Here is a 24,528-nt window from a genome sequence, read left to right on the forward strand (position 1 = left end):
CTGCTGCTCTTCTCCCATGGTGCCCGGTGATTCTCTGACCGAGAAGGCGGAGAAGCTCGCACGGTGGGGCTACGAGGCGATCGCGGTCTTCGAGCCTCTCGAGACCTGGAACGACGCCTCATCTGCCGAACTCGTCGACCTCGAGGGGCGCACCGGAGTGAAGCCCGTGGAGTTCGTCCTGCAGGACGAGGTGTACGGAAAGGCCATGTCCCTCGATCCAGCACTGCGCGAACAGTGCCGTGACATGTACCGACGGTCGGCCGAGGTATGCGCTGAGATCGGTGCCGTCATGGAGATCGAGTACGAGTACGGATCGCAGGATCCGTTGCCGCTGTTCGACCCGTATCAGCAGCTGACCGCCGACCAGCGTGACGCGTTCGTGGCCTTCTACCGGGAGCTCCTGATCCATGTCGAAGGATCACGGGCCCGCGTGCTGCTCGAGCCGATCAACCGCTACGAGAGCCGTTACCTCAACTGCGTCATTGACAATCTCGCCGTGATCGAGGAGGCGGCCCACCCCCAGGCCGGCCTGCTGCCGGACCTGTTCCACCTGTCCATCGAGGAGGGCGACCCGGCCGCTTCACTGCGAGGGGCCGGTGACCAGGTCGCCCACGTGCATCTCGGGGACAGCAACCGACTGCTCCCGGGCAGCGGCCATCTGGACTGGCCGAGCATCATCGAGGCCCTGCGTGACATCCGGTACGACGGATACCTCAACCTGGAGTGCTCGACGGAGGGGGACCCGGAGAAGTCCTTGCCCGCCACCGCGAGATTCCTGCGAGACCTGCTGTGATCCGGCCCCTGACGGCTCCGTTCTTCGAGATCGGTCCGAAGAATCTGCTCCGACGCAGAGCACTGGAGGAACTGGCTCTCGCGGCTGGAGCGGCTGCGAGCCGACACGGCATCACCGTTGTCCTCACGGTGCCCAGTGTGATGGTCGCCCCCGTCGCCGACCTGCATTCGGGGGTGCTCGTCTTCGCGCAGAGCATGGATGTCGACGAGATGGGGCCCTCCGTCGGCCGGGTGACAGTGGAGGCACTCGTCGATGCCGGTGCGGACGGCGTCATGCTCAACCACGACGCGGCCCCTCTCGACGAGGGGACCCTGGCGGCCGCTGTGCGGCGAGCCCGGTCGATCGGACTGAGGACGATCGTTGTGGCCGGCACCCATGCCGAAGCCCTTCACGCCGCCGCACTCGGACCGACCGCCGTGCTTCTCGAGCCGTCCGAGCTCATCGGCACGGTCGGCGCGGGTGAGCGGACATGGATCCCCTCGGTGAACCAGGCCCTGCACCAGGTGGACCCCCAGATTCTCGCGATGCATGCTGGGGGCGTCGGAAGCCCCGAGGCCGCGCGATCGATCATGGCCTCTGGAGCGGACGGCACCGGATCCACCAGCGGCGTGCTCGCCGCGACAGACCCCCTCCGTGCGGCGGCGGCATTCATCGCTGCTGCCAAGGAGGGCTGGGAAAGCACACCATTCGAAGACAGCACGAGGAGTGAATCATGAGGACGGATCTCACGGGGAACGTCGCAGTCGTCACAGGCGGAGCTCGAGGCATCGGCCTGACAGTGGCGCAGGCGCTCGCCGCCGACGGTGCGGATGTTGCGCTGCTGGACCTCCTGGACACCGTCGAGGAGACTGCGGCCGGTATTGCCGACTTTCACGGAGTGCGCGCGATGGGACGCCGTCTGGACGTGACCGACCAGGAGGCCACGAACGCCGCCTTCGCCGAGATCGGAGACGAGCTCGGCGTCCCTCAGGTGATGCTCAGTGCGGCGGGGATCGAGATCAACGGGCCCTCGATCGACGTGTCGGCGGAAGACTGGCGGGCGGTGATCGATGTCAACCTCACGGGGACATTCTTCGCGGCTCAGGCGTTCGGACGAGGACTGCTCGAATCCGGCCTGCCCGGTAGCGCGGTCCTCATCGCCTCGATGTCCGGTCTGATCGTCAACGTCCCGCAGTGGGCGGCTTCGTACAACTCGTCCAAGGCTGCCGTCGCCCACCTGGGCAAGTCCCTCGCCGTGGAATGGGCGCCCTCCGGAATTCGCGTCAACTCCATCGCGCCCGGCTACGTCCTCACCGATCTCACCCGGCAGATCATCGAGCAGGAGCCGGAGCTGGAGGCCGATTGGGTAGCGCGGATCCCGCAAGGGCGCATGGCGACACCGCAGGACCTCACCGGGCTCGTCAGCTTCCTCGCCTCGGATGCTTCGGAGTACCTGACCGGTCAGCAGATCGTGATTGACGGCGGGTACACCGCGGTGTGATCCCCTCCGGGTGGCTGTCGGCGGTGGCGGTCCTGCCGGGGAGGCGGCTTCGGCCCGCGTCCCGGCAGGACCGCCGCTTCCGCATGCGAGTGGAGCCCGGCACGGGCCCGGGGCCCTGGTGCACCCGCTCCCACCCGCGCCCCTTCCGTCTCTCTGACGCCCTGCGCTCGCCGTGCGCGGCCTCCGATGCGGTGCTCCGATGTCTCCTCGCAGATGCCGACGCGACGTGGTGCCACGTTCCAGGCGCTCACCGCGCACAAGGGGCGGCGGGACTCGAACGTCGACTTCGAAAGTCCTCTTGACACCTCCGATGTCTTGCGGAAAGGTGGCGCGCGTCACGGCAGACATCCCATGTCTGACCCTTCCGTCCACCCGCCGTGACAGACCGAAGACGACGACGATCTTCCTCGCGAGGAGGCGACATGAAGTCCGTGATGAGGCGACCGGCCCCGTCCCGTCGCACCGTGCTCGCCGGGCTCGGGGCCATCGGTGCGCTCGCCGCCCTCACCGCCTGCGGCGGCAGCGGGGGATCGGACCCCACGACGACCCTCTACACCTGGATCTCGAACGAGAACGATCGCGCGCAGTGGCAGGCGTTCATCGACGCGGCGAAGGAGTCCGACCCCGAGTTCGCCCTGACCCTCGAAGGTCCCAGCTTCGAGAACTACTGGACCAAGGTGAAGACCCGCATGTCCTCGGGAGATGCTCCGGCCCTGCTCACGACGCAGGCGGCCCGGGCCCAGGAGCTGGATGCGCTCCTGGCTCCGCTCGAGGACCTCGCCGAGGGGGCCGGGGTCGACCTCTCGCAGTACAACGAGGCGATGATCGCGGGCATGACGGTGGACGGCTCGCTGCGGGCGATCCCGTACGACGCGGAGCCGATGGTCCTGTTCTACAACCGAGCACTCTTCGAGGACGCAGGCGTGGAACTGCCGGGCACCACCTACTCGATGGACCAGTTCCTCGACAATGCGACATCCCTGACCTCGGGCGAGAAGTACGGGCTGGCGATCTCCGCCGGACTCGTCCACCTGGGGATGTCCGTCGGCTTCGCCAACGGTGGGAGCCCCGTGACGGACGGCGCGCTCACCCTCACGGATCCCAAGATCGTCGAGGCCATGCAGTTCGGCTTCGACCTCGTCGTGGAGCACGAGGTCGCCTCCGCTCCGGCCGCCGTCGACTCCGAGCCCGCCTCCCAGCAGGACCTGATGAACGGGAAGGTGGCGATGTACGTCGACGGTCCGTGGATGTACCAGGCATACGAGGACGCGCTGGGCGATGACCTGGGCGTCGCGATCATCCCATCGGAGACCGGCGAGGCGAAGGGCCTCATCCAGGGCTCGGGGTTCGGGATCGCGTCGAACGCGCAGGATCAGCAGAGCGCCTTCGCCTCGATCGCGACGATCACCACCCCGGAGGTGATCGGCGCCGTGGCGAACTCCCGGGGAACCTTCCCGTCCCTCGCCTCGCAGGAGGAGCGATGGGCCGAGGGCAAGCTCGAGGACAACGTGGCGGCGGTGACGCGCCTCGCGCACGACGGCGAGCCGCTGATCACGACGCCCACCTGGAACGAGGTCGACTCGAAGTTCACCCAGTACGCGACCGACGGGTTCCAGGGCAACAGAACCGCGCAGGAGATCCTGACCGAGATCCAGGAGGCGGTCGGCTGATGGCGGTCTCGGTGACGACGAGTCCTCTGCAGGCGGCTCCCGCGAAATCGCCGAGTCCCCGTGGGCCGCGCTCCCAGCAGCGCCACGGCTTCCGGGCGGCCTCGCCCTATCTCGGTCCCGGCATGCTCGGGTTCGCGCTCTTCATCGTGGTGCCGCTGGTCGCCTCCCTGATCATCAGCTTCTTCGACTGGCCGCTGTTCGGCGCGCCGCAGTTCGTCGGGCTGGAGAACTATCGGTACCTGCTCGCCGGGGACCCGGCCTTCTGGATCAGCCTGCGCAACACGCTGATCTTCGCGATCCTCTACACCGGCGTGAACCTGGCCGTCGCCCTCGGCCTCAGCTACTGGCTCATGAACCTCGGGGGCCGGTGGGCCGCCTTCTTCCGCGTGCTCTTCTTCATCCCGGTCGTGACGCCGATGATCGGCAACGCCCTGATCTTCCGGCTGATGCTCAACGACGACGGCATCGTCAACCAGATGCTCGGCGTGGTCGGGATCCAGGGGCCGCAGTGGCTGAACACCCCGTTCTGGGCGATGCTCTCGCTGGTGGTCATGTCCCTCTGGCAGGGAATGGGGTACAACATCATCGTGCTCGGCGCGGGGATCGCCGGCATCAATCCCAGCGTCATCGAGGCCTCGCGGATCGACGGGGCAGGGGCGGTGAGCCGCTTCTTCCGAGTGGTGTTCCCGATGCTCTCCCCGACGATCTTCTTCTGCACGATCATGACCGTGATCGGTGCCTTCAAGGTCTTCGCGCAGCCGTACGCCCTCACCGAAGGCGGTCCCGGCAACGCGACCAACACCCTCGTGCTGCATCTGTACCGCAACGGGTTCTCCTTCGACAAGCTCGGCTACGCCTCAGCGATCGCCTGGGTCCTGTTCGTGCTGGTCATGCTCGTCACGGCCGTCCAGTTCAGCCAGCAGAAGAGGTGGGTCACCTATGACAGCTGAGATCGCTCACCGGTCACGCTCCTCGATCGCCCTCCCACAGGTCCTCTCGCGAGTGCTCATCTGCGTGGCGGGGCTGATCTTCCTCTTCCCCTTCGTCTGGATGATCGCGACCTCGCTGAAACCGACCGACGAGGTCTTCGCCACCGGGACGAGTCTGCTCGGATCGCGCATCGAGTGGAGCAACTACGTGGTGGCGTCGACGGACATCCCCTTCGGACGCATCCTGATCAACAGCGTGCTCATCGCGTTCGCCGGAGCGGCCCTGACCGTCACGGTGTCCGTGCTGAGCGCCTATGCGTTCTCACGATTCCGCTTCCGGGGCCGGGCGACGCTGTTCGGGGCGTTCCTCGCGACCATGGTGCTCCCGCAGGAGGTGCTGGTCATCCCGCTCTACCTGATGGTGGAGAAGGCGGGACTGGTCGATTCCTATCCTGCGCTGATCCTTCCCTTCGCCTTCGGCGCCTTCGGCACCTTCCTCATCCGGCAGTTCCTCCTCTCGCTGCCGCCGGACTACGAGGAGGCGGCCACCCTCGACGGCGCGAGCCGGCTCCGGACCCTCGTCAGCGTGGTGGTCCCGCTGCTCCGTGCACCGATCTCGGTGGTGTTCGTCTTCGCGTTCATCGAGTACTGGGGGAGCTTCCTGTGGCCCCTGATCGTCGTCAACGACACGGCCATGGCCACCGTGCCGATCGGGCTCGAGATGTTCTCCGGCGAACGCGGCACCGACTGGGGCCCTCTCATGGCCGCCGTCACCCTGGTGGTCCTCCCCAGCCTCCTCATCGTCGTCCTGCTGCAGAAGCAGCTCCAGCAGGGGGTGTCGATGGGCGGCTTCGGCGGCCGCTGAGACCGACCAGCACTTCACCCGCGGCACGACGCTCTGTCGCCTTCGACCAGCCACCACGACCCTCGACGACCCCGACGACCCGACACCTCAGAAAGAGAGACCTCCATGCGTGAGAACGACACGTGGGACGCCCTTCCGCAGCGACTGCCCGACTGGTTCCGCGACGCCCCGCTGGGCATCTTCATCCATTGGGGCCCGTACTCGGTCCCGGCCTGGGCCGAGCCCACTGCCGAACTCGGTGCGATCGAGAGCGACCTCGGCTGGTTCGCGCACAATCCCTATGCGGAGTGGTATTTCAACACCAGCCGCATCGAGGGCTCGCCCGCCCGCGAGCACCATCGGAAGGTCCACGGCGATGCGCCCTACGACGACTTCCTCGACCAGTGGGATCCCTCGGCCTTCGACCCGGCCGCGTGGGCGGAGCTGTTCCGTCGGGCCGGCGCCGACTACGTCGTGCCCACCACCAAGCATCACGACGGGATCACCCTGTGGGACGCCCCGGGCACGGGGGACCGCAACACCGTGCGGCGCGGCCCGCGCCGGGACCTCGTCGGCGAGATCGCCCGGGCGACGACGGATGCCGGCCTGCGTTTCGGCGTGTACTACTCGGGCGGTCTGGATTGGCACGTGAGGCCGACGGAGCCGCTCGTGAGCGGCGAGGACGTCGGTGACCTGAAGCGTCCCCGGGACGACGAGTACGGCACGTACTGCAGCGCGCACATGCGCGACCTCATCGACCGCTACCAGCCGGACGTGTTCTGGAACGACATCGGCTGGCCCGACGAGAACTTCCACTTCGAGGCGGGCGGGCTGGGCGAGCTGCTCGAGCACTTCTACTCCCAGCGTCCGGAGGGGCTGATCAACGACCGCTTCGCGGGAGCGCATCAGGACTTCGTGACCACGGAGTACCAGGCCGGGGAGATCCCCGAGGACCAGCCCTGGGAGAACTGCCGCGGCATCGGACTGTCCTTCGGGTACAACCAGGTCGAGGACGAATCGCAGTACATGTCCGGCGCCCAGGCGGTTCGCCACGTGGTCGATGCCGTCTCGAAGGGAGGGCGCGTGCTGCTGAACGTCGGCCCCCGCGCCGACGGCACGCTGCCCGAGCTGCAGGTGGCGGTGCTCGAGGCGCTCGGCGAGTTCATGGCCGAGCACAAGGCGCAGCTGGCCGGCTCGCGCGGCCTCGGCGAGCTGGAGATCCCCGGGGCGCGCTGGGCTCGCGCCGTGGAACAGGACGGGACGTGCTCCGTGTTCCTCAGCGGCCCGCAGGGCGATCTGGCGATCGGTGCCGCGGATCTTCCGGAGGGCTACGACTGGCCCGCAGGCGGCGTGACGGTGGAGCTTGCTGGCGAGGACGCCGCCCCGGTGGCCGTCAGCGCACGGCGCACGGACGACCGCCGATGACGCCCTGCGCGGGAGCGGCATCCGCGTCGCGTGCTCGCAGGCTCTCTGCGGGTTGGGGCGCGATCACCTCGACATGCGTTCCAGGGCGGCCACGGCGTCCGGCAGCCACCCGGAGTCCCACCGATGCTCCCGGTGGGTGTCGTTGTCGTAGTGGTGCGGGATGCTGAGCTCGTCCATGAGCTCGTGGGCCGCGCTGAGGTGGTCGTAGGTCCACTCCGGTGCGTGCTTGCCGAAGTTCCCGTACCCGAACAGCGCGATCCTCGGTGCCTCACCGAGCTCGTGGCCACGCGTTCTCACGAGGTGCGGGATCGCGAAATCCCGGAAATGCTCCGGGTTCGGCCAGTAGTAGGGCATCTCCCATTGGTCGGGCTGCTCCTTCATGAGCGGGGAGTCGAACGCGGCGGCAGCCCGGAACAGCTCCGGATAGCGCAGCAGCAGCTGGAGAGCCGCGGAACCGCCCTTGCTGTACCCGGCGAGGAGGCGAGGCAGGCTCGGATACTGCCGGTCGATGAACCCCACCACGTCCTCGAGGAAGTACAGGACCTGCTGGAACATCTGCCGATCCGGCAGGTCCGTCATCCACGGCCAGTCCGAGAACGTCGGGGCGACCACCACGAGGCCGTGCCGGTGATGGAGGTCGTGGCGGAGGACCTCGTCGAGGCCGTCGCCGGAACGGTGGCTCAGCTCCGGGCTGGACGGCAGGAGGTACAGCACCCGCGGGTTCTCGAGCGACTCGAGGTTGTCGGGTTCGAGAACGCGGATGGTCGTCTCGACCATCTGCCGGTCCGATCTGACGGTGTACTGCAGATAGTCGAGATGCAGCGGTGCGGAGTACTGCGCAGGCATGAGGATCCTCTCGCGATGGTGGTGACTAGGACTTCAATCCGCCCGCCGTCAGCCCGGACACCACATGGCGCTGCGCGAGGAAGAACACCAGCAGCACGGGGATGATGGACAGCGTGGTCGCCGCCATCTGCACGCCCCACAGCGGACCGGCGAGGGGGTCCTCGTAGTGCGTCAGCGCCACCGGGACGGTCAGCTTCTCCGGCGAGCGCAGATAGATGAGCGGTTCGAGGAACTGGTTCCAGCTGTACCAGCAGGCGAGGACCACGACGGACGCCAGCGACGGCCGCACCAGCGGCACGAAGATCTGGAGCATGGTGCGTAACCGGCCGGAGCCGTCGAGGGCGGCCGCGTCCTCGAACTCCGCCGGCAACGTCAGGAAGGCCTGGCGCATCACGAATGTCGCGATCGGTGCGGTGACGAGCACGGCGGTGAAGACGACCAGTGGGTAATGCGTGTCGACCCACCCGAGCGCCGCCGCGTACTGGAACAGCGGGATGATCGTCGCCTCCGGGGGAATGAACATCACGCTCAGGAGGGCGAGGAAGATCGCGCCGGAGGCGAGCGGCTTGATCCGGGCCAAGGCGTATCCGGCAGGGACGGACATGACGAGAGTGAGGACGGCGACCAGCGCCATGATCACCACGGAGTTGAGGAACTGCTGCGCGAACGGCTGCAGCGCGAAGACGTCGGTGTAGTTCTCCCACCGGATCTCCTCCGGGATGATCGTCGGCGGATACCGCAGGATCTCGCTGGGAGACTTCAAGGAAGCGCTGATCATCCACAGGATCGGCGTCAGGGCCACGAACGCGACCAGGCACAGGAACAGGTAGTTCAGCGTGCGCCCGAGGAGCCTGCGTCGACTAGTCGTTCTCATGGAACACCACTCGCTTCCTGGCCTGCCAGATGGCGGCCGTGAGCAGCAGGATCAGCACGAACAGCAGCACTGCCAGCGCACTGGCGTAGCCGATGTCGTTCAGGAGGAAACCCTGCTTGTAGACCTCGAAGGCCAGCACCGAGCTCTGCACGCCCGGCCCGCCCTCGGTGAGCAGCATGACGACCTCGAAGACCTTGAACGACCCCACGACCGTCAACATGAAGACCATGAGGATCGCGGGTGAGATCTGCGGGATCACCACGCTGCGCAGGATGCGGGGCGGGCCCGCCCCGTCGATCCGGCCCGCCTCGACGAGCTCATGCGGGACGGCCTGCAACGCGCCGAGCAGGATCATGACGTTGATGCCGACGTTCTTGGTCAACTGGATCAGGGCGAACACGACCAGGGTCAGCCAGCCACCGCGCAGCCACGGGGGCCCATCGATCCCCACGGCGCCCAGGAGGGCGTCGAGCAGACCGTCGGGCTGGACGATGAAACTCCACACCAGCGCCCAGGCCACCATCGTCACCAGCGCCGGGATGAAGATGATGGAACGGAAGATGTTGATCCCGCGCAATGCCTGATCGAGAAGGAGAGCGAGGAGCAGGGCGATGATCGTGCCCGCGATGCTCAGCACGCAGACGAAGAAGAAGGTGTTCGGCAGGACGGTGATCATGCTCGGGTCGGTGAGGATCCGGGAATAGTTCTCGAGCCCGATGAACTCCTGCGTGCCCGCCAGGACATTGACGTCGTGGACGCTGAGCCAGATCACCCAGACGATCGCGACCACGCCGACTGCGGTGAACCCGATCATCTGTGGGGCCAGAAGCGTGTATCCGAAGAGGTTGCGCCCCTTCTCGCGCCCCGAGGCGCGGCCCCGCACCGAGGAGGCGCCCGTCGACGCGGTCATGCGCTCAGCACCGGATCGATCGCGTGGCACACCTTGGGCAGCGCCTCGTCGAGATCCGCGTCCGGCCGGTAGACGAACTCGTCGAAGGAGGAGTCGAGCGCATTGGCGACCCGGGCACCGTTCGGCGCGACGGGGAAGATGCGGCCGCGGCGAGTGATCGACTCGACGATCGGCTCGAGATCCGGTGCCGTGAGGAGGCCCGAGGATTCGGCCAGCACCTCGGCATTCAGAAGGCTCTCGCGCGCGGGTGGGAAGAACTCCGAGATCCGTCTGGCGTTCTCGCGGTTCGTGAGGAAGGCCAGGAACTCCAGGGCCGCATCGTGATTCTTCCCGGCCGCGAGCGCCACGATGGCGGACTGCCCGACTGCTTGCACGTCACCGGCCGGCCCGCCCGGAGTGGGGACGATGTCCCAGTCGAAGGTCGCGCCCTCGAGCAGCGAACTGGCGCCCAGGAAGGCGGACGTGGCCCCTGCCTGCCCGCCCCAGAAGTCGACCTGCTGTCCGGGCACGGGGGAGGACCCGTCCTCGAAGACCATCGTGTGGAAGACGCCGAGGGCCTCGCGCATCTCGGGGCTGTCGGCGGTGCACCGTGTGGCGTCCTCGTCCCAGGGGGACGCGTCGTACGCGTTCATGATCGGCAGCAACCGGGTCCAGTTCTGGAACTCGAAATCATTGACGACGTACCCGGGGAGTCCTGTCGCCTCGGTGAGCTGCTTCGAGGTCTGCCGGAACGCCTCCCATGTCCAGTCGTCCTCGGCGAGCAGCTCCGCCGGGGACTTCACGCCTGCCTCGGCGTAGAGGTCCTTGTTGAAGTACATGATGAACGGCCCGGTGGAGAAGGGCACGCCGTACTGGGCATCGCCCCGGCGCCACGGCTCCTGGAGGTCGGGCACGAGATCGTCGAGGTCGTAGCCGGCCGTGGAGGAGAGGACGGGACGGGCGTCGAGCAGGGCGCCCGCGTCCATGTACTCGAGGCTGGATTCCACGGGGAGCCACGTGAGATCAGGGGCGTCGTCGGCAGTCATGCCGGTGGTGAGCACCATGTCGAGCTGGTCGAGGGTGAGGCTCTCGAACTCGATGATCGTCACGGCGTCGTGATCGGCCGTGAACTCGTCGGCGATCTCGTCGAAGACCGCCAGCTGGCCGGGGTCCGACGACCACATGGTCATGCGGAGCGTGATGCCGGTGCCCTCCGGTCGGTTCCGCGTGAACCCCGACGAACACCCGGCGAGGCCCGTGGTGAGCGCAGCGAGCCCGACGTCGGCGAGGAAACTGCGTCGTCGCATGTGAAGCCCTCCCGTCTGCAGAGCGCGCGACGTCGCGCGCTACCGTCCTGGTAGGGTATAACGCTATACTGATCGGCGCAACGTTGGAGGACTGCAGGGCATCAGTCCTGTTCAGTGTCCTGTGGCGCCTCCACTTCCGCGACTACAACGATTTCACGAGGCAGCTATGCAGAAGTTCCTGGCCTATGACCGGCAGCTCGAGCGCTTCAACCCGCTCGACCGAGTGATCACCTTCGACGACTTCGACACGGGGTTCAACGGGTGGATGGACCTCACCCCGAACTTCGTCTACGACGACTACGAATCCTTCGACAGCGCCGTGGACCTCACCAGCTGGGCTCCCTCGATGCTCAGCTCGGCCCCCATGCGGTTCGCCGCCTCCCACGGGTCGATGGAGGGCACCTACTCCCTCAAGCTGACGACGGGGGCGTCCGCCGCTCCTTCGACCGAGCCCCCCGCCGACGGCAGCATGGGGATCGCTCTGAAGCGGCTCTCCCGCTTCGGTGACCCCTCGAAGATCCAGATCGAGGCCTGGTACTCCTACACCCCGGCGCAGGACCGCATCGGCCATGGCGAGGAGGACATCCGCGCCTTCGGCTTCTACTTCGACGTCCAGGACGGCGAGCACCGGTACATGCCCGGTGTGCGCTACGTGAACTCCCTGGACGGGAAGCTGGTGAAGAAGTGGCAGTACTGGAAGGTCGCCGACGGCGTGACCCACGCGGACTGGAACTTCGGTGTCGAGGACGGCTGGTGCAAGCCAGGGATCGACAACCTCTGGTACGGCCGACGGCACGAGGACGGCTCCTCGGACGGCTATCAGTGGGTGCCCGGCGGGGAGCAGGACCTGCTCTACAACGAGAGCCCGGACAAGATCAACTGGCTGTACTTCCGGCTGCTGGTGGACGTGGACAAGCGCGAGTACATCGAGCTGCAGAGCATGGATGAGGTGTTCGACCTGCGCGGCATCCAGCCGACGCTCGCCGACCGGTACCGCTCGATCGACAACCTCATCAATCCGATCTTCTACGTGGAGACGGACAACGACCGACCCGTCCACCTCTTCCTCGACTCCGTCGTGTACTCGACCGAGTGACCCGGATCCGAGACGACGAAAGGAACACGCAGTGCAGACCACCAACACCTCCGTCCTGGCGCGCAGGATCCGGATCACCTCCGACCACACGACCCTTCCCTACGAGGCCGGCTGGGCGACGGAGGCCGTCTTCTTCACCCAGGTGGAGGGAGACCATCCCGAGCTCAGCGTGAGCACCGAGATCTCCCCCGACGGGATCACCTGGATCCCCCGGGGCGAGGCCCGCACCCTCCCCGAGGACCAGGCGATGCTGGACAGCAGCCTGACCGTGTTCGGCACCTGGGTGCGGCTGAAGATCGAGGGGGCGAGCGAGGAGCGGCCGGCCCGTATCCTGGTGCATCTCAACCTGAAGGGCTGAATCGGGTGGGCCCTCGGGCCGCTGGGCTAGTCGGACGGAGAAGTACATGCAGGGCTCCCGGAAGACGGCGCGGCTGTCGGAAGTCGCGAAGCTCGCGGAGGTCTCGCCGGGCCTCGTCTCGCGGATACTCAACGAGGACCCCACGCTCAAGGTCCGACCGGAGACGCGCGCGCGGGTGCTGGATGCGATCGACATGCTGCAGTACACGCCGCATGCCTCGGCGCGTGCGCTGAGGAACTCCCAGACCGGGCTCCTGGGGTTCGCCCTGCACCATGTCAACGATCCGATCTATGCCCAGTTCGTCGAGACGGCGCAGATCGCCGCCGCGGAGCGCAAGTACTCGGTGGTCCTGCTCAACGCGGGCGAGCTCGTGGGGCGCCAGGACGCGTTCCGTGCGCTCGTCCGCGGGCACCGGGTGGACGGCCTGCTCATCCAGAGCGGATTCTCCACAGACGGGAACGGCCTGCAGGAGGTCGCGGGTTCCGTACCCTCGGTCGTCTTCAACGCGGATCAGACGCCGGGTCTGCGGACGGTGCGCCTCGACGACACCGCCGCCGCGTCGGTCGCGACGCGGCACCTGCTGGAGCTCGGGCACACGCAGATCGCCTTCGTGGGCGCCGAGGGGGCGACCTCCGACCGCCGCGTGCGCGGGTATCTCGACGCGCTCGACGAGGCCGGCGTCGCTCCGATCCCGGCCATCTCCGGCGGCTGGGACGCCGGCGCAGCGCGCGCCGGCATCGAGAAGTACTTCGCGGCCGGCGGCAAGGCCACGGGCCTGGTCGTGGTGACCTCCACCAGCGCGCTCGGGGTCCACGCCGGAGTCATCTCTGCCGGGCTGTCGATCCCGGGCGACGTCTCGGTAGTGAGCATCCACAACGCCTGGTTCACAGAGCATCTCAACCCGCCGCTGACGGTCGTGGAGCTTCCCCTGGCCGATATCGGTCGGCTGGCCGTGGATCTCCTGATCGACCAGATCGCCTCTCCGGCCGGGGGCGCGACCGTCCTCGAGGAGCCGGCCCCGCGTCTCCTCGAGCGAGGATCGACGGCAGCGCCCGGTGAGCGGAGCGGCTGACTGCTGGACTACGCAGGCATGGCCGGCTCCTCGCCGAGCATCGACCCTCGATCACGGGGAGCGGGGCCCGGGGTCGCGACCGCGCGCACCTCAGCGGCTGTCGGGACGATCGCTGCCGAGCCGGTTCCCCGTCTCCGCATCGAACACGTGCGGCTCGGCCTCCCTCGCGTCCAGCCGCACGTGGTCGCCCGGGGCGAGGGTTGAGAATCCGGGCTCCCTCACGATGAAGACTCCCTCGCCGAGACGCAGCATGATGTCGGTGGCATTGCCCAGCGGCTCGACCACCATGATCGTCCCGTCGTGCTCGGTCTCGGAACCCGGCTCCAGGGTGCACTCCGTGGGGCGCAGTCCGAGCCGCACCGTGGTGTGTCCGTCGAGGTCAGCCTCGGGGACCTCCACCTCGAGAGAGGTGCCGTCCAGGCGCACCCGATGGGGGCCGACCACGGTCGCATCGAAGATGTTCATCCGCGGCTTGCCCACGAACCCGGCGACGAACTCCGTGGCCGGGGTCCGATAGATCTCGGCGGGGGTCCCGTACTGCTCCAGGCGCCCCGCGCTCATCACGGCGATGACGTCCGAGAGGCTCATCGCCTCTTCCTGATCGTGCGTCACGTAGACGCTCGTGGCGCCGATGTCGGCGTGCAGGAGCTTGAGCTCGGCGCGGGTCTTGTCCCGCAGCAGGGCGTCGAGGTTGGACAACGGCTCGTCGAAGAGCAGCACACCGGGGCGGCGGGCGATGGCGCGGGCCAAGGCCACCCGCTGGCGCTGACCGCCCGACAGCGCCTTGGGCCGGCGCTTCAGGTGGTTCTCGAGCTCGAGCTTCTCCGCGGACTCCAGCACCCTCCGGTCGATCTCGGCCTTCGGTATCTTGCGCATCTTCAGGCCGAAGGCGATGTTGTCCGCCACCGAGAGATGCGGGTACAGCGCGTAGTCCTGGAAGACGAACGCGAGGTCGCGCTTGTGCGGCTCGAGATCCTCGACGGCCTTCCCGTCGACGACGATGGAGCCCTCGGTGACGGACTCGAGGCCGGCGATCATGTTCAGCGTGGTCGACTTCCCACAGCCCGACGGGCCCAGCAGGGAGACGAAGCTCCCGTCGGGGATCGTGTAGGTCAGATGCTCCACGGCGTAGCGGTCATCCTTGGGGGAGAACTTCTTGCTGACTCCCTGCAGTTCGATCTGAGCCATCAGCCCTTCACTGCTCCTTCTGTGATGCCTTGGACGATCCACTTCTGGGCGAGGAGGGCGAGCACCAGCACCGGCAGGGCGGTGATCACGCCGGCGGTCGCGGCCGCGGTGTAGTCCATGGCGAACAGGCCCTGGAACGATGCGGTCCGGACGGACAGAAGCGGGGTGGTGTTCGAGGTGAGGACCTTGGCGAGGAAGAAGTCGCTCCAGGCCGTGATGAACGCGAAGATCGAGGTGGCGGCGAAGCCCGGCCCGGACAGGGGCAGCACGACGCGGCGCACGATCCCCAGTCGCGTGCAGCCGTCGACCCGGGCGGCCTTCTCGAGATTCACGGGGATCGACTCGAAGAAGCTGACCATCATCCAGATCACCAGCGGCAGGATGAAGGCCGTGTAGGTGAGGATCATCCCCAGCAGCGAGTCGTAGAGCCCGAACGCCCGCAGCAGCACGAACAAGGGCACAGCCAGGACGACGGCAGGGATGGCCTGGACGGCCATCATCGACAGCAGCAGGGTCTGCTGGCCGCGGAACCGGAAGCGGGCGAAGACGTACGCGCACAGCGAGCCCAGGATCATGCAGATGATCGTGGTGGCCGTGGCCACGAACAGGGAGTTGCGGATCGGCACCACGAAGGAGCTGTCGGACAGCAGGCTCGCGTACTCCCCGAGCGTGATGTCCCCGAGGGAGAAGTCCATGCGGGTGGAGCGCAGGTTGCTCGAGGGATAGATGCTGTAGACGACCAACCACCCGAACGGCACGGTGAGGTAGAGGATCAGCAGCGCCACGATCGCCCGGTGCACGATCGTGCTGGCGAGCCTCGGGCGGCCCCGGCGGCCCCGGCGGCCCCGGGGGACGGTACCCGCGTCCCGGGGAGCGGTGGTCTCCGGGCGCGGAGTCTCCGGCCCGGGGGAGGCAAGGGCTGTCATGAGGCCTTCTCCTTCCGTCGGCCCAGCACCAGGATCCAGAACCCGGTCACCGCGATCACGATCGCCATGATCGTGATCGACAGGGCGGCGCCGTAGCCGCGATCCAGGTAGCTGAAGGTCGTGAGGTAGGCGAGGAAGTTGATCGTGGTCGTGGCCTCGGCGGGGCCGCCGGACCCGCCTGTGAGCACATAGATCGTGTCGAACACCTTGATCGACCACATCGACTGCACGATGAGCAGGAACATCAGCGTGCCGCGGAGGTTCGGCAGAGTGACCTTCCAGAAGCGGTCCCAGCCCCCGGCGCCGTCGATCGAGGCCGCCCGGTAGATGTTCGAGGGGATCGCCTGCATCGAGGCGATGGTCATCAGGGCCAGGAACGGCGTGAGCTTCCAGACCTCGGAGAGCATGAGGACGCCCATGGTCAGCTGCGGGTCGGCGAGCCACTGGATCGGCGCGTCGAGGAGGCCGAGGCCTTCGAGCACGGCGTTCACGGCGCCGTAGGAGCCATCGAAGATCAGCTTCCACATGATGCCGTTGACGACCGGGGGCACGGCCCAGGGGACCAGCAGCAGCACCCGGGCCAGGTTGCGGCCGCGGAACGGGTTCTGCAGCAGCGCGGCGATCCCGACGGCGAGGGCGACCCCGCCGAAGACGGTGACCAGGCAGAAGACGAAGGTGCGGCCCAGCGCCTGATGGAAGTTCGCGTCGGTGGCCAGCTGCACGTAGTTCTCGAGGCCGATGAACGCGGTGGCACCGGGCATCTTGTCGTTCAGCCGATACAGCGACAGCAGCACCGCGTAACCCAGCGGATAGAGGAACAGTGCGCCGATCGTGAGGACGGCCGGGGAGGCGGCGAGGACCGCGAACCGGCGATCTCCGCGCTCGGCGGCGGTGAGCGTGCGACGTGTCATGTGCTCATCCCATGTACTTCTCGACGATCGGCAGGAGCTCTTGCTGCGCCGCCTGCAGCGCTTGCGCAGGTTCGGCCTCCTGGTTCATGGCGCGGAAGATCTGCACGGACAGCAGCTGGTCGAGCTCGTTGGACCACGGGGTCCCGTAGCGCTCGACCGGGTGCTGCGTCGCCTCCTGGTACGTCTCGACGACGGGCAGCGTCTCGAGGGTCGCGGGATCCTCGAGGATGGTCCGGGAGACCGGCAGCCACCCTTCCTGCTCGACGATCTCCTTCTGCGCGGTGGCGCTCGCGGCGAACTGCAGCCATTTCAGCGCTGCCTGCTTGTGCTGGGAGAAGGTGCTGATCGCGTAGCCCTCCGAGCCGTCGATGGACGAGGTGCGCACGGCGATACCGGGAATGAGCCCGTTCCCTGTGGTCCCGGCCGATGTGGCGGCATCCTCCGCCACGGCGGACGCCCATTGGAACGGCCAGTTGAACACCGTCGAGGTGCGGCCCTGGGCGAAGATCTCGATGAGGTCCGAGGCATTGGTGATCTGCAGCGACGTGGGATCCATGGCCTTGTGGACATGCAGGAGCTCGACCATCTTGGTCAGTCCCTCGATGCCGGCCTCGCTGTCGAGCTGAGGGATCCAGTCCGCGTCGTACAGCTCCCCGCCGGCCAGCAGCAGCGACCGCAGGAAATTCTGGTAGGCGCCGGCCGGATTGCCGATATCGCAGCAGTAGCCGTACCGCCCGTCGACGGTGGTCGCCTTGGCGGCCGCGACGAACTCGTCCCAGGTCTCCGGGACCGTCTCCGGATCGAGGCCGGCCTCGGCGAAGTGCTCCTGGTTCCAGAACATGGTCTGGACGCTCGCGAACTTCGGCAGCCCGAAGACGGTGTCGTCCCAACTGACCGCATCCAGCGCGGGACGGATCAGATCCTCGGGAATGGCGTCGGGGGCGAGCTCCTGGAGCCACCCGGCCTGGCCGAACTCGGCCGACCACCCGGCCCACGTCATGACGACATCGATGGAGGCGTCCTGGGCGGCGAACGCCGTGGCGAAGCGGTCGTGGAGATCGTTGAAGTTCGCCATCTCGTAGTTCTTGACGACGATCCCGGTCTCCGCTTCGAACTGCTCGATCAACCCCTGCTTGAACACGAGATTCGTGTTGTCGTCGAGGATCGAGATCTCGGTGCCGGCGTGGTCGGACCCGTCCGGCGCCAGCGGAGCCGACGCTCCGGCGCCCCGACCGGAGGCACGCTCGGATCCGGGCATGACGCAGGCCGACAGGCCGAGCGCACCGGCGGTCGCTCCGGCGCCGAGCACCCGGCGGCGGGTGGCGACCCCGCGGCGGGTGGCGGAACGAGGAGAGAGGGCCATGAGGATCTGCTCCCTTCAGGGGGTGATCTGCTCGGGAGAACCGGTCTCGAGCGAGCGATGGATCGCTTCGATCGCTCGCGTGATGAGCAGCCCCTGGTCCGCGCCGGGAAGGTCGAGGTCCGCGCCGGCGACGAGGTCGAGGAAGTCGCGCATCATGGCGGGCGGCGCACCCTGCGGGCGCCCGCGATGGTCATGGGGGAGTGCGCCCAGGGTGGACGTCCGCTCGGCGGTCGCGTGCCGCCCGCCGGTGTCGTCGATATCGAGGGTGAAGGAGTCGCCCTCGGTCTCGACCTCGAAGCGGAACTCGAAGACCGACGACTTCCCCAGCGGCTGCACCCAGCCGCTGTCGAGGTCAAGGAGCGATCCGTCGGACATCGCGAAGCTCGCCGAGATCCGGTCGTAGGTGTCGACGCCGAGAGAGGGGAGGAGCCGTTTGACCCCCCGGGCGAACACCTCGACGGGCTCGGCGCCGGAGAGCCAGGTGGCCATGTCCAGCGAATGCGGCATGAGGAACCAGGCGGGGCTGGAGAGCGCGGCCCAGCTGAGCATCTGCGTGGGGACGAACAGGGTGTCCTGGAGCAGCGCCCGCTGGGAGAGGAGGGCGTGGCCGCTCTCCTGGATCTGGTGTCGCGCGGCCTGGAACAGCGGGTTCCAGCGGTTCTCGAAGCCGACGACGATGCGGCCGCCGCCCCGTTCCGCGGCCGCGATGATCCGCTGCGCCTCCTCGGAGGTGGTGGCCAGGGGCTTCTCCACCAGCAGGTCGAGGCCCGCCTCGAGGGCGGCCACCGCGGGCTGCTCGTGCGCGAAGTCGGGGGTGGCGACGACCACGGCGTCGAGCTCGGAGCCTCGCTCCAGCAGCTCGTCGATGGATGCCGCGGTGGCGACGTCCGGGTCGGTCGCGAGCTGCGCGGCGCGGGTGGGATTCGGTTCGCAGATCGCGACCAGCTCGGCGCCGGGATGGTCTCGCGTGGTCTCGGCGAAAATCCGTCCGCGCAGGCCGCCGCCGATGATTGCGATGCGGGGAGTCCCCATGTGCGGTACCTCTGTGTACTCGGGTGATAGAATATGTTGGAGGACACTACAAACTATGCCGGGGAACGTCCAGAGTGTTCTCATGGCGAGACACGATCGTGACGGGAAGGGCGGACAGCGGTGGACTGCGTGCGCGAAGCTCGCAGGGGCAGAGGCACGATGACGATGACGGGGGAGGGGCGCCGACGATGAGCGATGCGGTGCTGACCGCGGCGGATCTCGGGCCCGCGAACAGGGCCCGGCTGATCCGGCTCCTGCATCGCGAGGGGCCCCAGAGCAGATCCGATCTCGCCGGTGCCCTCGGCGTCAGCCGAGCCACGGTCTCCACGATCGTGCAACCGGTCCTCGATGCCGGGCTGCTCGTGGAGCTCGCCCCGGTGCAGCAGGGAGCCAGGCCGGGGGCGAGCCGCGCCGGGAAGCCGGCCCGGCCGCTCTGGTTCAGCGATGCCGCGCTGCTGGGATGCGCGTACATCTCCGGCGACGGCCTGCACCAGGCGATCCTCCGGATGGACGGGGAGATCGTGCAGGAACAGCGGGTCCCGCTCGATGAGGACGACCCCATCGGCGGCATCGTCGCCGCTAGCGAGGAGTTCTTCGCGGGGTCCACGGTGCTGGGGCTCGGGATCGCCGCGGCCGGCATGGTCGACACGGACCAGGGCGCGATCCTCGAGATCTACCGGGCCCCCGCCCTCACCGGGATGCCCGTGGCCGCGCTGCTGGGCGAGCGCCTCGGAGTCCCGGTCGTTCTCGACCACCACCCTCGCGTGCAGGCGATCGGCGATCTCTGGTTCGGTCACGGGCGGGAGCTGACCACCTTCGCCTCGCTCCACACGGGCGAGGTGCTCGGCGTGGGCATGGTCCACCACGGCCGGGTCCTCCGGGGCGACCAGGGAGCCGGCGGCGAGGTCGGGCACATCGTCGTGGACCGCGACGGGGAGCGATGCGTGTGCGGCAGGATCGGCTGCTGGGAAACCGTCGCTACCCTGCCGTGGCTGCGCCGCGAAGCCGAGCGGGCGGGCCTCGACGGAGCTGAGGAGATGACCTGCTCCGCGCTCGTCGCGCTGGCCGCGGAGAGTTCACCGGCAGCGGACCTGCTGCAGCGGTACCTCGAGAACATCGCCCTGGGGATCGCCGATCTGGAGCAGATGCTCGGCTTGCAGCGCTACCTGATCCACGGCGACGTCGGGCACGGTGGGCGCCCGGTCGAGGAGGCGCTCGCCGAGGAGCTCGGCCGGATGCTTCCCCGCCGCCGGTCCCTGCCGCAGGTCATCGCCGTGCCCGACGACGACCGGGCGACGCTGTTGGGCGCCGCCGGGCTGCTGCTGTCCTCGCAGTTCTCCTTGGACGTGGATCGGTAGTCCGTCGCCGGTCTTCAGATCCTGATCGCCGGGCGGGCCGGCGCGGCTGCTGTGGGAACCTCATCCGTCCGCACGCTGGCCCACACCGAAAGACTCCGCAGGGTCAGCCACCGCCACGGCAAGCGTCGTGTCCGACTGTCCGTAGTACGCGAACCACTTCCCGCGGAACTTCACCAGTCCCTCCACGAAGGTGACGTTGGAGACGAGCCCGTGGGTGTCCTCGTAGGTCTGCGGCCGCAGCCAGGGTTCCTGCAGGCGCGCCAGCACGGTGGTCGGCTCGGCGGGGTCGATCGCGATCTGTCCGCAGCGATAGTCGACCCCCACGGTCCCGTCCTCGTGCACCAATCGGGTCGCTCCGTTGATCAGCATCATCAGCAGACCGTTGTCGGTGAGCACGGGAGAGGTCCCGATCTCGACGAGGGCCTCGTCGAAGGTGCCGGGCGTGGGCAGATACATGGGCTCGTCGTCGCGGGTCCCCGGGGTCCAGTGGATCAGGTCGTCGCTGGTGGCCCAGTAGATACCACCTTCGCCGAAGTACATCCACCACGTCCCGTGGATCTGCTGGGGCACGATGACGCCGGCCTTGGACCAGTTGTGTCCACGGGGATCGATGGTCTTGAAGGTGTCGAAGTCCTCGAACAGCGGCCCGTGCTTGGTCCAATTCCGCAGGTCGGGCGAGGTCGCCAGGCACAGCTGCGCCATCTGTCGGTCCCAGCCCGTGTAGGTGAGGTAGTAGGTGCCCTCGATGAAAGCGATGCGCGGGTCTTCGCAGCCGAACCGCTCGTAGTCGTGCTCAGGGGAAAGGACGGGGGCGTCTTCGCGCTCGAAGGTGTAGCCATCCGCGCTGGTGGCGATACCGATGTGGGAGACGATGTCGTCCGCGTGCGCCCGGTACAGCAGCACCACCTGGTCGTCGACCACCAGAGCTGCCGGGTTGTAGAGGTTCGAGGACTCCCAGCTGTCGCCCGTCGGACGCAGGATCGGGTTGTTCTCGTACGGGACGAACGGGCCCAGCGGGAACGTGGCGCCGCCGAACAGGGACACGGTGGACATGCTTCTCCTTGACGTTGATCGGATGCGGTGTGACGGCGCCGAGTCAGCCCTTGACCCCGGCACCGATGTCGGACGGGCGGAAGTGCTTCTGGAACAGGCAGAACAGGATCACCACGGGCAGGGCGAGAGCGCAGGCACCGGCGAGGATGACTCCGTTGGGATTGGCTTCCGCCCGTGCCGCGTTCGAGATGAAGTTCGCGAGCGCCACGGCCAACGGCTGGATCGACGCGTCCTTCGTGATGAGGAAGGGCCAGAGGAACTCGTTCCACGGGCCGATGAAGGTGATGAGTACGACCGTGGCGATCGCCGGCTTCACCATCGGGATCGCCACCGACCACAGCACGCGCAGTTCGCCCGCACCGTCGATGCGGGCCGCCTCGAAGATCGACTCGGGAAGGGCCCGGAAGAACTGTCGGAAGATGAACACCGCTGCGGTGTTGATGAGGAAGGGCAGGATCATGCCCGCGTAGGTGTCGCCGAGCTGGTAGTACGAGGCGACCTGCACGTACAGGGGAATCATCAGGAGCTGGAAGGGAACCATCTGCACGCCCAGCATCACCACGAACAAGCTGGTGCGACCGCGCCACTGCAGTCGGGCCAGGGCATACCCGGCGAGCAGCCCGAAGGTCAGGGTGCCCGCGAGCACCCCGAGGGCGAACACGAGGGAGTTGGCGAGCGAGCGCACCAGCGAGATGCGCTCGTTGATGCTCGCGACGTTCTGCAGGGTCCACCCATCGGTGGGGAACAGGTCGCCCGGGGTGTTGGTGGGGTTCTCCTGGAAGGCTCCCACCACCATGAAGTAGAACGGGGCGAAGAAGGCGAGCGCCATGAGGGCCAGCACGAGGTAGAACACGACGTTCTTGAGCGTACGAGGCATGTCAGGACTCCTTCGTGAGGCGAGTCGAGATCAGCGAGAGCAGGCCGACGCCGATCACGAGGAGCACCCCGATCGCCGAGGCGACGTCCGGATTCCCCTGCTGGATGCCCTTCTGGTAGATCAGCAGCACCGGGGAGCTCGAGGCACCGTCGGGCCCGCCGCCGTTGGTGAGTAGGTACGGCTCGGTGAACAGGTTCGCGCCGACGATGATCGACAGGATCAGCACGATCAGGGTGGTCGATCGGACGCCGGGGACGGTGATGTGCCAGAAGCGCTGGAGTGCCCCGGCGCCATCGGTGGAGGCCGACTCGTACAGCTCCCGCGGCACGGCCTGGAGCGCTGCGAGGTACAGCAGGATGTAGAAGCCGAGCTGCTTCCAGGTTACGAACAGAGCTATCGACGGCATGGCCAATGCGTCATTGACCAGCCAGGAGGGTGACGGGGCGAGCGGTCCGAGGATCGAGTTCACGATCCCGTCCTCGGAGAACAGCAGCATCCACACCCCGATCAGGGACACGCTCGCCGTGACGTAGGGGACGTAGAACGCCACCCGGAAGGCGGCGGTCCAGCGGGTGATGGCGTTCAATGCGGAGGCGAGCACCATCGACAGCGAGACGGTGAGCGGCACGTTGATCGCGAGGAACACCACGATGTTCACGAACGATTGCTGGACCCGCGGATCCGTGAGCGCCGCGCGATAGTTCGCCAGGCCCACGAACTCGTGATCGAGACTCACTCCGGGGGCCGCGAAGACGTAGTCGTAGAAGGAGATCCACACGGCGTAGGCCAGCGGATAGGCCATCACCACCGCCAGGAACACGATGTAGGGCGCGGCGATGGCCAGTCCGAACGGCTGGCGGCCGAACAGTCGGGTGATCATGATCGAGCTCCCAGCAGGGTGTCGATGTCGCGGGCGACGGAGGGGAACTCTTCGGAGACTCCGCGTTTGCCGAGGATCACTGACGCCACGTACGCGTCGCGGAACCGTTGCCAGATCTCGATCGCTCCGGAGATGTTGGGGACGTCCGCCACGCGGTCCGACTGCTCGGCAAAGGCGCGGTAGACGGGGTTCTCCTCGAAGAACTGCGGGTGCACCTCGAGCAGGTGGGTGCGCATCGGCAACTGCCCGGTGAGGTCGAGCAGCGTGCGGTCCTGGTCGACGTCGGTCGCGAAGCGGAGCACGTCCCAGGCGGTGCGCTGATTCCGGCTGGAGGTGAAGATCGAGGCGTTCTTGGCGTCGGCGAAGGTGGTGATCTGCTCCGGCGGGACCCCCTCCTGGGTGGGGACGGGCATGATCCCGTAGTCGATGGTGCCGTCGTAGGAGGCGATCGCCCAGGGCCCGGCGATCTGCATCGCGGTGGTGCCCACGGCCATGGCATTGTCCGTGGAGGTCTCCTGCGGGGCGAGCCCGCGCTCGTAGATCTGGGCCCAGAACTCCCCGACGGCCATGCCCTCGGGACCGGCGAAGGTCGCCGAGCCGTCCTCGATGAGACGAGTCCCGTGGGTCTGGGCGAGCAGCAGTGGGTAGTAGTCGAACCAGGACTGGAAGTACTCGGCCGTCGGGGCGGGCCAGATCGCGGAGCGGGAGGCACCCGCATCGACGATCCTCTGTGCTCCGTCGAGGAACGTCTCGTAGGAGGTCATTCCAGGGTCATCGGGATCGAGACCGGCAGCCTTGAAGAGCTTGCGGTTGTACATGATCATCACGGGGTTGGATTTCCACGGCATCTGGTAGTAGCGGCCGTCCTCATGGACGTACCCACGGGCCACCTCGCCCACGCGGTCCTCGATGTACTCGCTCCCGCCGTCGAACGAGGAGAGGTCTACGAGGCCACCCTGGCGGACCCAGTCGGAGGTCGCGGCAGGGGAGACGGCGAACAGCAGATCGGGCGTCGTGCCGGCGACGATGGCGGCGGTGATCGCCTCCTCGGTGCTGGCTCCGGCAGGCACTTCCTGGAGCGTGACCTTCTCGTCGGGGTGATCCACGTTCCAGGCATCGGTGACGGTCTTCCCCCAGGCGAGCTCCTGCTCGTTGTTGGAGGTCCATACGGTGATGGGGCCGCGCGACTGGCGTGCAGCCGCCTGATCCGCGACGACCGGGCGGGAGCAGGCGGAGGTGAGGCTCGCCGCTGCCAGTCCTGCGGCGGCCAACGCCCCGCGGGCGACGGCCCGCCGAGTCGGCCCGGCGGGTGGTGCTTCGGGTGGTGCATGGAGGGACGTCATCGTTCTCCTCGGGT

At 67.7% G+C, this 24,528-nt stretch carries 24 protein-coding genes; 11 read left to right on the forward strand and 13 right to left on the reverse strand.

From position 1 onward, the window contains the following. The first annotated feature begins 19 nt into the window (after positions 1-19). From JOF43_RS06875 to JOF43_RS06905, 7 genes are all read left to right on the forward strand, one after another. Complete coding sequence (locus JOF43_RS06875; RefSeq protein ID WP_209900556.1) at positions 20-793, forward strand: sugar phosphate isomerase/epimerase family protein; 774 nt, start codon at positions 20-22, stop codon at positions 791-793. Beyond that, positions 790-1,509: a triose-phosphate isomerase gene (locus tag JOF43_RS06880; RefSeq protein WP_209900559.1), complete on the forward strand. Its 720-nt coding sequence runs from the start codon at positions 790-792 to the stop codon at positions 1,507-1,509. Before JOF43_RS06875 ends, JOF43_RS06880 begins: the two co-directional genes overlap by 4 nt. After that, complete coding sequence (locus JOF43_RS06885; protein ID WP_245354043.1) at positions 1,506-2,273, forward strand: SDR family oxidoreductase; 768 nt, start codon at positions 1,506-1,508, stop codon at positions 2,271-2,273. Before JOF43_RS06880 ends, JOF43_RS06885 begins: the two co-directional genes overlap by 4 nt. A 422-nt stretch (positions 2,274-2,695) precedes the next feature. Further along, entirely contained in the window at positions 2,696-3,943 is a 1,248-nt protein-coding gene (locus JOF43_RS06890; RefSeq protein ID WP_245354044.1) for an ABC transporter substrate-binding protein, read from the forward strand. A gap of 11 nt (positions 3,944-3,954) precedes the next feature. Further along, positions 3,955-4,893 carry a carbohydrate ABC transporter permease gene (locus JOF43_RS06895; protein WP_342592102.1) on the forward strand — a complete coding sequence of 313 codons (939 nt, stop codon included), beginning with the start codon at positions 3,955-3,957 and terminating at the stop codon, positions 4,891-4,893. Next, a complete protein-coding gene (locus tag JOF43_RS06900) occupies positions 4,883-5,737 on the forward strand; it encodes a carbohydrate ABC transporter permease (RefSeq protein WP_209900561.1) in 855 nt (284 codons plus the stop codon). Before JOF43_RS06895 ends, JOF43_RS06900 begins: the two co-directional genes overlap by 11 nt. A gap of 105 nt (positions 5,738-5,842) precedes the next feature. Then, positions 5,843-7,141: an alpha-L-fucosidase gene (locus JOF43_RS06905; RefSeq protein WP_209900563.1), complete on the forward strand. Its 1,299-nt coding sequence runs from the start codon at positions 5,843-5,845 to the stop codon at positions 7,139-7,141. 63 nt (positions 7,142-7,204) lie between these two features. On the opposite strand, the gene JOF43_RS06910 is transcribed toward JOF43_RS06905, so the two are convergent. From JOF43_RS06910 to JOF43_RS06925, 4 genes are read right to left on the reverse strand one after another with little or no spacing between them, the layout of a single operon-like run. Next, complete coding sequence (locus tag JOF43_RS06910) at positions 7,205-7,987, reverse strand: alpha/beta hydrolase-fold protein (RefSeq protein ID WP_209900565.1); 783 nt, start codon at positions 7,985-7,987, stop codon at positions 7,205-7,207. Positions 7,988-8,012: 25 nt separating this feature from the next. Continuing rightward, positions 8,013-8,861 carry a carbohydrate ABC transporter permease gene (locus JOF43_RS06915; protein ID WP_209900567.1) on the reverse strand — a complete coding sequence of 283 codons (849 nt, stop codon included), beginning with the start codon at positions 8,859-8,861 and terminating at the stop codon, positions 8,013-8,015. Then, complete coding sequence (locus JOF43_RS06920; RefSeq protein WP_209900569.1) at positions 8,848-9,771, reverse strand: carbohydrate ABC transporter permease; 924 nt, start codon at positions 9,769-9,771, stop codon at positions 8,848-8,850. Before JOF43_RS06920 ends, JOF43_RS06915 begins: the two co-directional genes overlap by 14 nt. After that, positions 9,768-11,057 carry an ABC transporter substrate-binding protein gene (locus tag JOF43_RS06925; RefSeq protein ID WP_209900571.1) on the reverse strand — a complete coding sequence of 430 codons (1,290 nt, stop codon included), beginning with the start codon at positions 11,055-11,057 and terminating at the stop codon, positions 9,768-9,770. Before JOF43_RS06925 ends, JOF43_RS06920 begins: the two co-directional genes overlap by 4 nt. 166 nt (positions 11,058-11,223) lie before the next feature. On the opposite strand from JOF43_RS06925, the gene JOF43_RS06930 reads away from it, so the two are divergent. The 3 genes from JOF43_RS06930 to JOF43_RS06940 are packed head-to-tail and all read left to right on the forward strand — an operon-like array spanning position 11,224 to position 13,583. Beyond that, complete coding sequence (locus JOF43_RS06930) at positions 11,224-12,153, forward strand: DUF6772 family protein (protein ID WP_209900573.1); 930 nt, start codon at positions 11,224-11,226, stop codon at positions 12,151-12,153. A 31-nt stretch (positions 12,154-12,184) separates the two neighbouring features. Then, positions 12,185-12,511, forward strand: a complete 327-nt coding sequence (locus tag JOF43_RS06935) for a hypothetical protein (protein ID WP_209900575.1) — start codon at positions 12,185-12,187, stop codon at positions 12,509-12,511. Between the two features lie 46 nt (positions 12,512-12,557). Continuing rightward, a complete protein-coding gene (locus JOF43_RS06940; protein ID WP_209900578.1) occupies positions 12,558-13,583 on the forward strand; it encodes a LacI family DNA-binding transcriptional regulator in 1,026 nt (341 codons plus the stop codon). 90 nt (positions 13,584-13,673) lie between these two features. On the opposite strand, the gene JOF43_RS06945 is transcribed toward JOF43_RS06940, so the two are convergent. From JOF43_RS06945 to JOF43_RS06965, 5 genes are read right to left on the reverse strand one after another with little or no spacing between them, the layout of a single operon-like run. Further along, positions 13,674-14,771: an ABC transporter ATP-binding protein gene (locus JOF43_RS06945; protein WP_209900580.1), complete on the reverse strand. Its 1,098-nt coding sequence runs from the start codon at positions 14,769-14,771 to the stop codon at positions 13,674-13,676. Then, entirely contained in the window at positions 14,771-15,697 is a 927-nt protein-coding gene (locus JOF43_RS06950) for a carbohydrate ABC transporter permease (protein WP_209900582.1), read from the reverse strand. Before JOF43_RS06950 ends, JOF43_RS06945 begins: the two co-directional genes overlap by 1 nt. Further along, a complete protein-coding gene (locus JOF43_RS06955) occupies positions 15,694-16,608 on the reverse strand; it encodes a carbohydrate ABC transporter permease (protein ID WP_209900584.1) in 915 nt (304 codons plus the stop codon). The genes JOF43_RS06950 and JOF43_RS06955 overlap by 4 nt, the downstream gene beginning before the upstream one ends. Before the next feature lie 4 nt (positions 16,609-16,612). Further along, complete coding sequence (locus JOF43_RS06960; RefSeq protein ID WP_209900586.1) at positions 16,613-17,971, reverse strand: ABC transporter substrate-binding protein; 1,359 nt, start codon at positions 17,969-17,971, stop codon at positions 16,613-16,615. 15 nt (positions 17,972-17,986) lie between these two features. Beyond that, entirely contained in the window at positions 17,987-19,003 is a 1,017-nt protein-coding gene (locus JOF43_RS06965) for a Gfo/Idh/MocA family protein (protein WP_209900588.1), read from the reverse strand. Positions 19,004-19,191: 188 nt separating this feature from the next. Here JOF43_RS06965 and JOF43_RS06970 point away from each other — a divergent pair, with 188 nt between their 5' ends. Continuing rightward, positions 19,192-20,361, forward strand: a complete 1,170-nt coding sequence (locus JOF43_RS06970; RefSeq protein WP_209900590.1) for an ROK family transcriptional regulator — start codon at positions 19,192-19,194, stop codon at positions 20,359-20,361. Positions 20,362-20,421: 60 nt separating this feature from the next. Here the strand turns inward: JOF43_RS06970 and JOF43_RS06975 are convergent, their stop codons facing one another. Genes JOF43_RS06975 through JOF43_RS06990 form a run of 4 tightly spaced genes read right to left on the reverse strand, consistent with a single transcriptional unit; the run spans position 20,422 to position 24,514 of the window. Beyond that, positions 20,422-21,414 (reverse strand): glycoside hydrolase family 130 protein, encoded by a 993-nt coding sequence (locus tag JOF43_RS06975; protein ID WP_209900591.1) that lies wholly within the window; start codon positions 21,412-21,414, stop codon positions 20,422-20,424. Positions 21,415-21,457: 43 nt separating this feature from the next. Further along, on the reverse strand, positions 21,458-22,291 hold the full coding sequence (locus JOF43_RS06980) for a carbohydrate ABC transporter permease (protein WP_209900593.1): 834 nt from the start codon (positions 22,289-22,291) through the stop codon (positions 21,458-21,460). A gap of 1 nt (position 22,292) precedes the next feature. Further along, a complete protein-coding gene (locus JOF43_RS06985) occupies positions 22,293-23,171 on the reverse strand; it encodes a carbohydrate ABC transporter permease (protein WP_209900595.1) in 879 nt (292 codons plus the stop codon). Further along, positions 23,168-24,514, reverse strand: coding sequence for an extracellular solute-binding protein (locus tag JOF43_RS06990; protein ID WP_209900597.1), 1,347 nt, complete (start codon positions 24,512-24,514; stop codon positions 23,168-23,170). The genes JOF43_RS06985 and JOF43_RS06990 overlap by 4 nt, the downstream gene beginning before the upstream one ends. Positions 24,515-24,528: the final 14 nt, after the last annotated feature.

It is taken from the genome of Brachybacterium sacelli (genome assembly GCF_017876545.1).
GTDB classification, from domain to species: domain Bacteria; phylum Actinomycetota; class Actinomycetes; order Actinomycetales; family Dermabacteraceae; genus Brachybacterium; species Brachybacterium sacelli.

Excerpts from the sequence above, each read along its gene's own strand:
- JOF43_RS06885 (WP_245354043.1), top strand. The coding sequence starts at position 1,506 with ATGAGGACGGATCTCACGGGGAACGTCGCAGTCGTCACAGGCGGAGCT.
- JOF43_RS06890 (WP_245354044.1), top strand. The coding sequence starts at position 2,696 with ATGAAGTCCGTGATGAGGCGACCGGCCCCGTCCCGTCGCACCGTGCTC.
- JOF43_RS06900 (WP_209900561.1), top strand. The coding sequence starts at position 4,883 with ATGACAGCTGAGATCGCTCACCGGTCACGCTCCTCGATCGCCCTCCCA.
- JOF43_RS06905 (WP_209900563.1), top strand. The coding sequence starts at position 5,843 with ATGCGTGAGAACGACACGTGGGACGCCCTTCCGCAGCGACTGCCCGAC.
- JOF43_RS06910 (WP_209900565.1), bottom strand. The coding sequence starts at position 7,987 with ATGCCTGCGCAGTACTCCGCACCGCTGCATCTCGACTATCTGCAGTAC.
- JOF43_RS06915 (WP_209900567.1), bottom strand. The coding sequence starts at position 8,861 with ATGAGAACGACTAGTCGACGCAGGCTCCTCGGGCGCACGCTGAACTAC.
- JOF43_RS06920 (WP_209900569.1), bottom strand. The coding sequence starts at position 9,771 with ATGACCGCGTCGACGGGCGCCTCCTCGGTGCGGGGCCGCGCCTCGGGG.
- JOF43_RS06925 (WP_209900571.1), bottom strand. The coding sequence starts at position 11,057 with ATGCGACGACGCAGTTTCCTCGCCGACGTCGGGCTCGCTGCGCTCACC.
- JOF43_RS06930 (WP_209900573.1), top strand. The coding sequence starts at position 11,224 with ATGCAGAAGTTCCTGGCCTATGACCGGCAGCTCGAGCGCTTCAACCCG.
- JOF43_RS06940 (WP_209900578.1), top strand. The coding sequence starts at position 12,558 with ATGCAGGGCTCCCGGAAGACGGCGCGGCTGTCGGAAGTCGCGAAGCTC.
- JOF43_RS06945 (WP_209900580.1), bottom strand. The coding sequence starts at position 14,771 with ATGGCTCAGATCGAACTGCAGGGAGTCAGCAAGAAGTTCTCCCCCAAG.
- JOF43_RS06950 (WP_209900582.1), bottom strand. The coding sequence starts at position 15,697 with ATGACAGCCCTTGCCTCCCCCGGGCCGGAGACTCCGCGCCCGGAGACC.
- JOF43_RS06955 (WP_209900584.1), bottom strand. The coding sequence starts at position 16,608 with ATGACACGTCGCACGCTCACCGCCGCCGAGCGCGGAGATCGCCGGTTC.
- JOF43_RS06960 (WP_209900586.1), bottom strand. The coding sequence starts at position 17,971 with ATGGCCCTCTCTCCTCGTTCCGCCACCCGCCGCGGGGTCGCCACCCGC.
- JOF43_RS06965 (WP_209900588.1), bottom strand. The coding sequence starts at position 19,003 with ATGGGGACTCCCCGCATCGCAATCATCGGCGGCGGCCTGCGCGGACGG.
- JOF43_RS06970 (WP_209900590.1), top strand. The coding sequence starts at position 19,192 with ATGAGCGATGCGGTGCTGACCGCGGCGGATCTCGGGCCCGCGAACAGG.
- JOF43_RS06975 (WP_209900591.1), bottom strand. The coding sequence starts at position 21,414 with ATGTCCACCGTGTCCCTGTTCGGCGGCGCCACGTTCCCGCTGGGCCCG.
- JOF43_RS06980 (WP_209900593.1), bottom strand. The coding sequence starts at position 22,291 with ATGCCTCGTACGCTCAAGAACGTCGTGTTCTACCTCGTGCTGGCCCTC.
- JOF43_RS06985 (WP_209900595.1), bottom strand. The coding sequence starts at position 23,171 with ATGATCACCCGACTGTTCGGCCGCCAGCCGTTCGGACTGGCCATCGCC.
- JOF43_RS06990 (WP_209900597.1), bottom strand. The coding sequence starts at position 24,514 with ATGACGTCCCTCCATGCACCACCCGAAGCACCACCCGCCGGGCCGACT.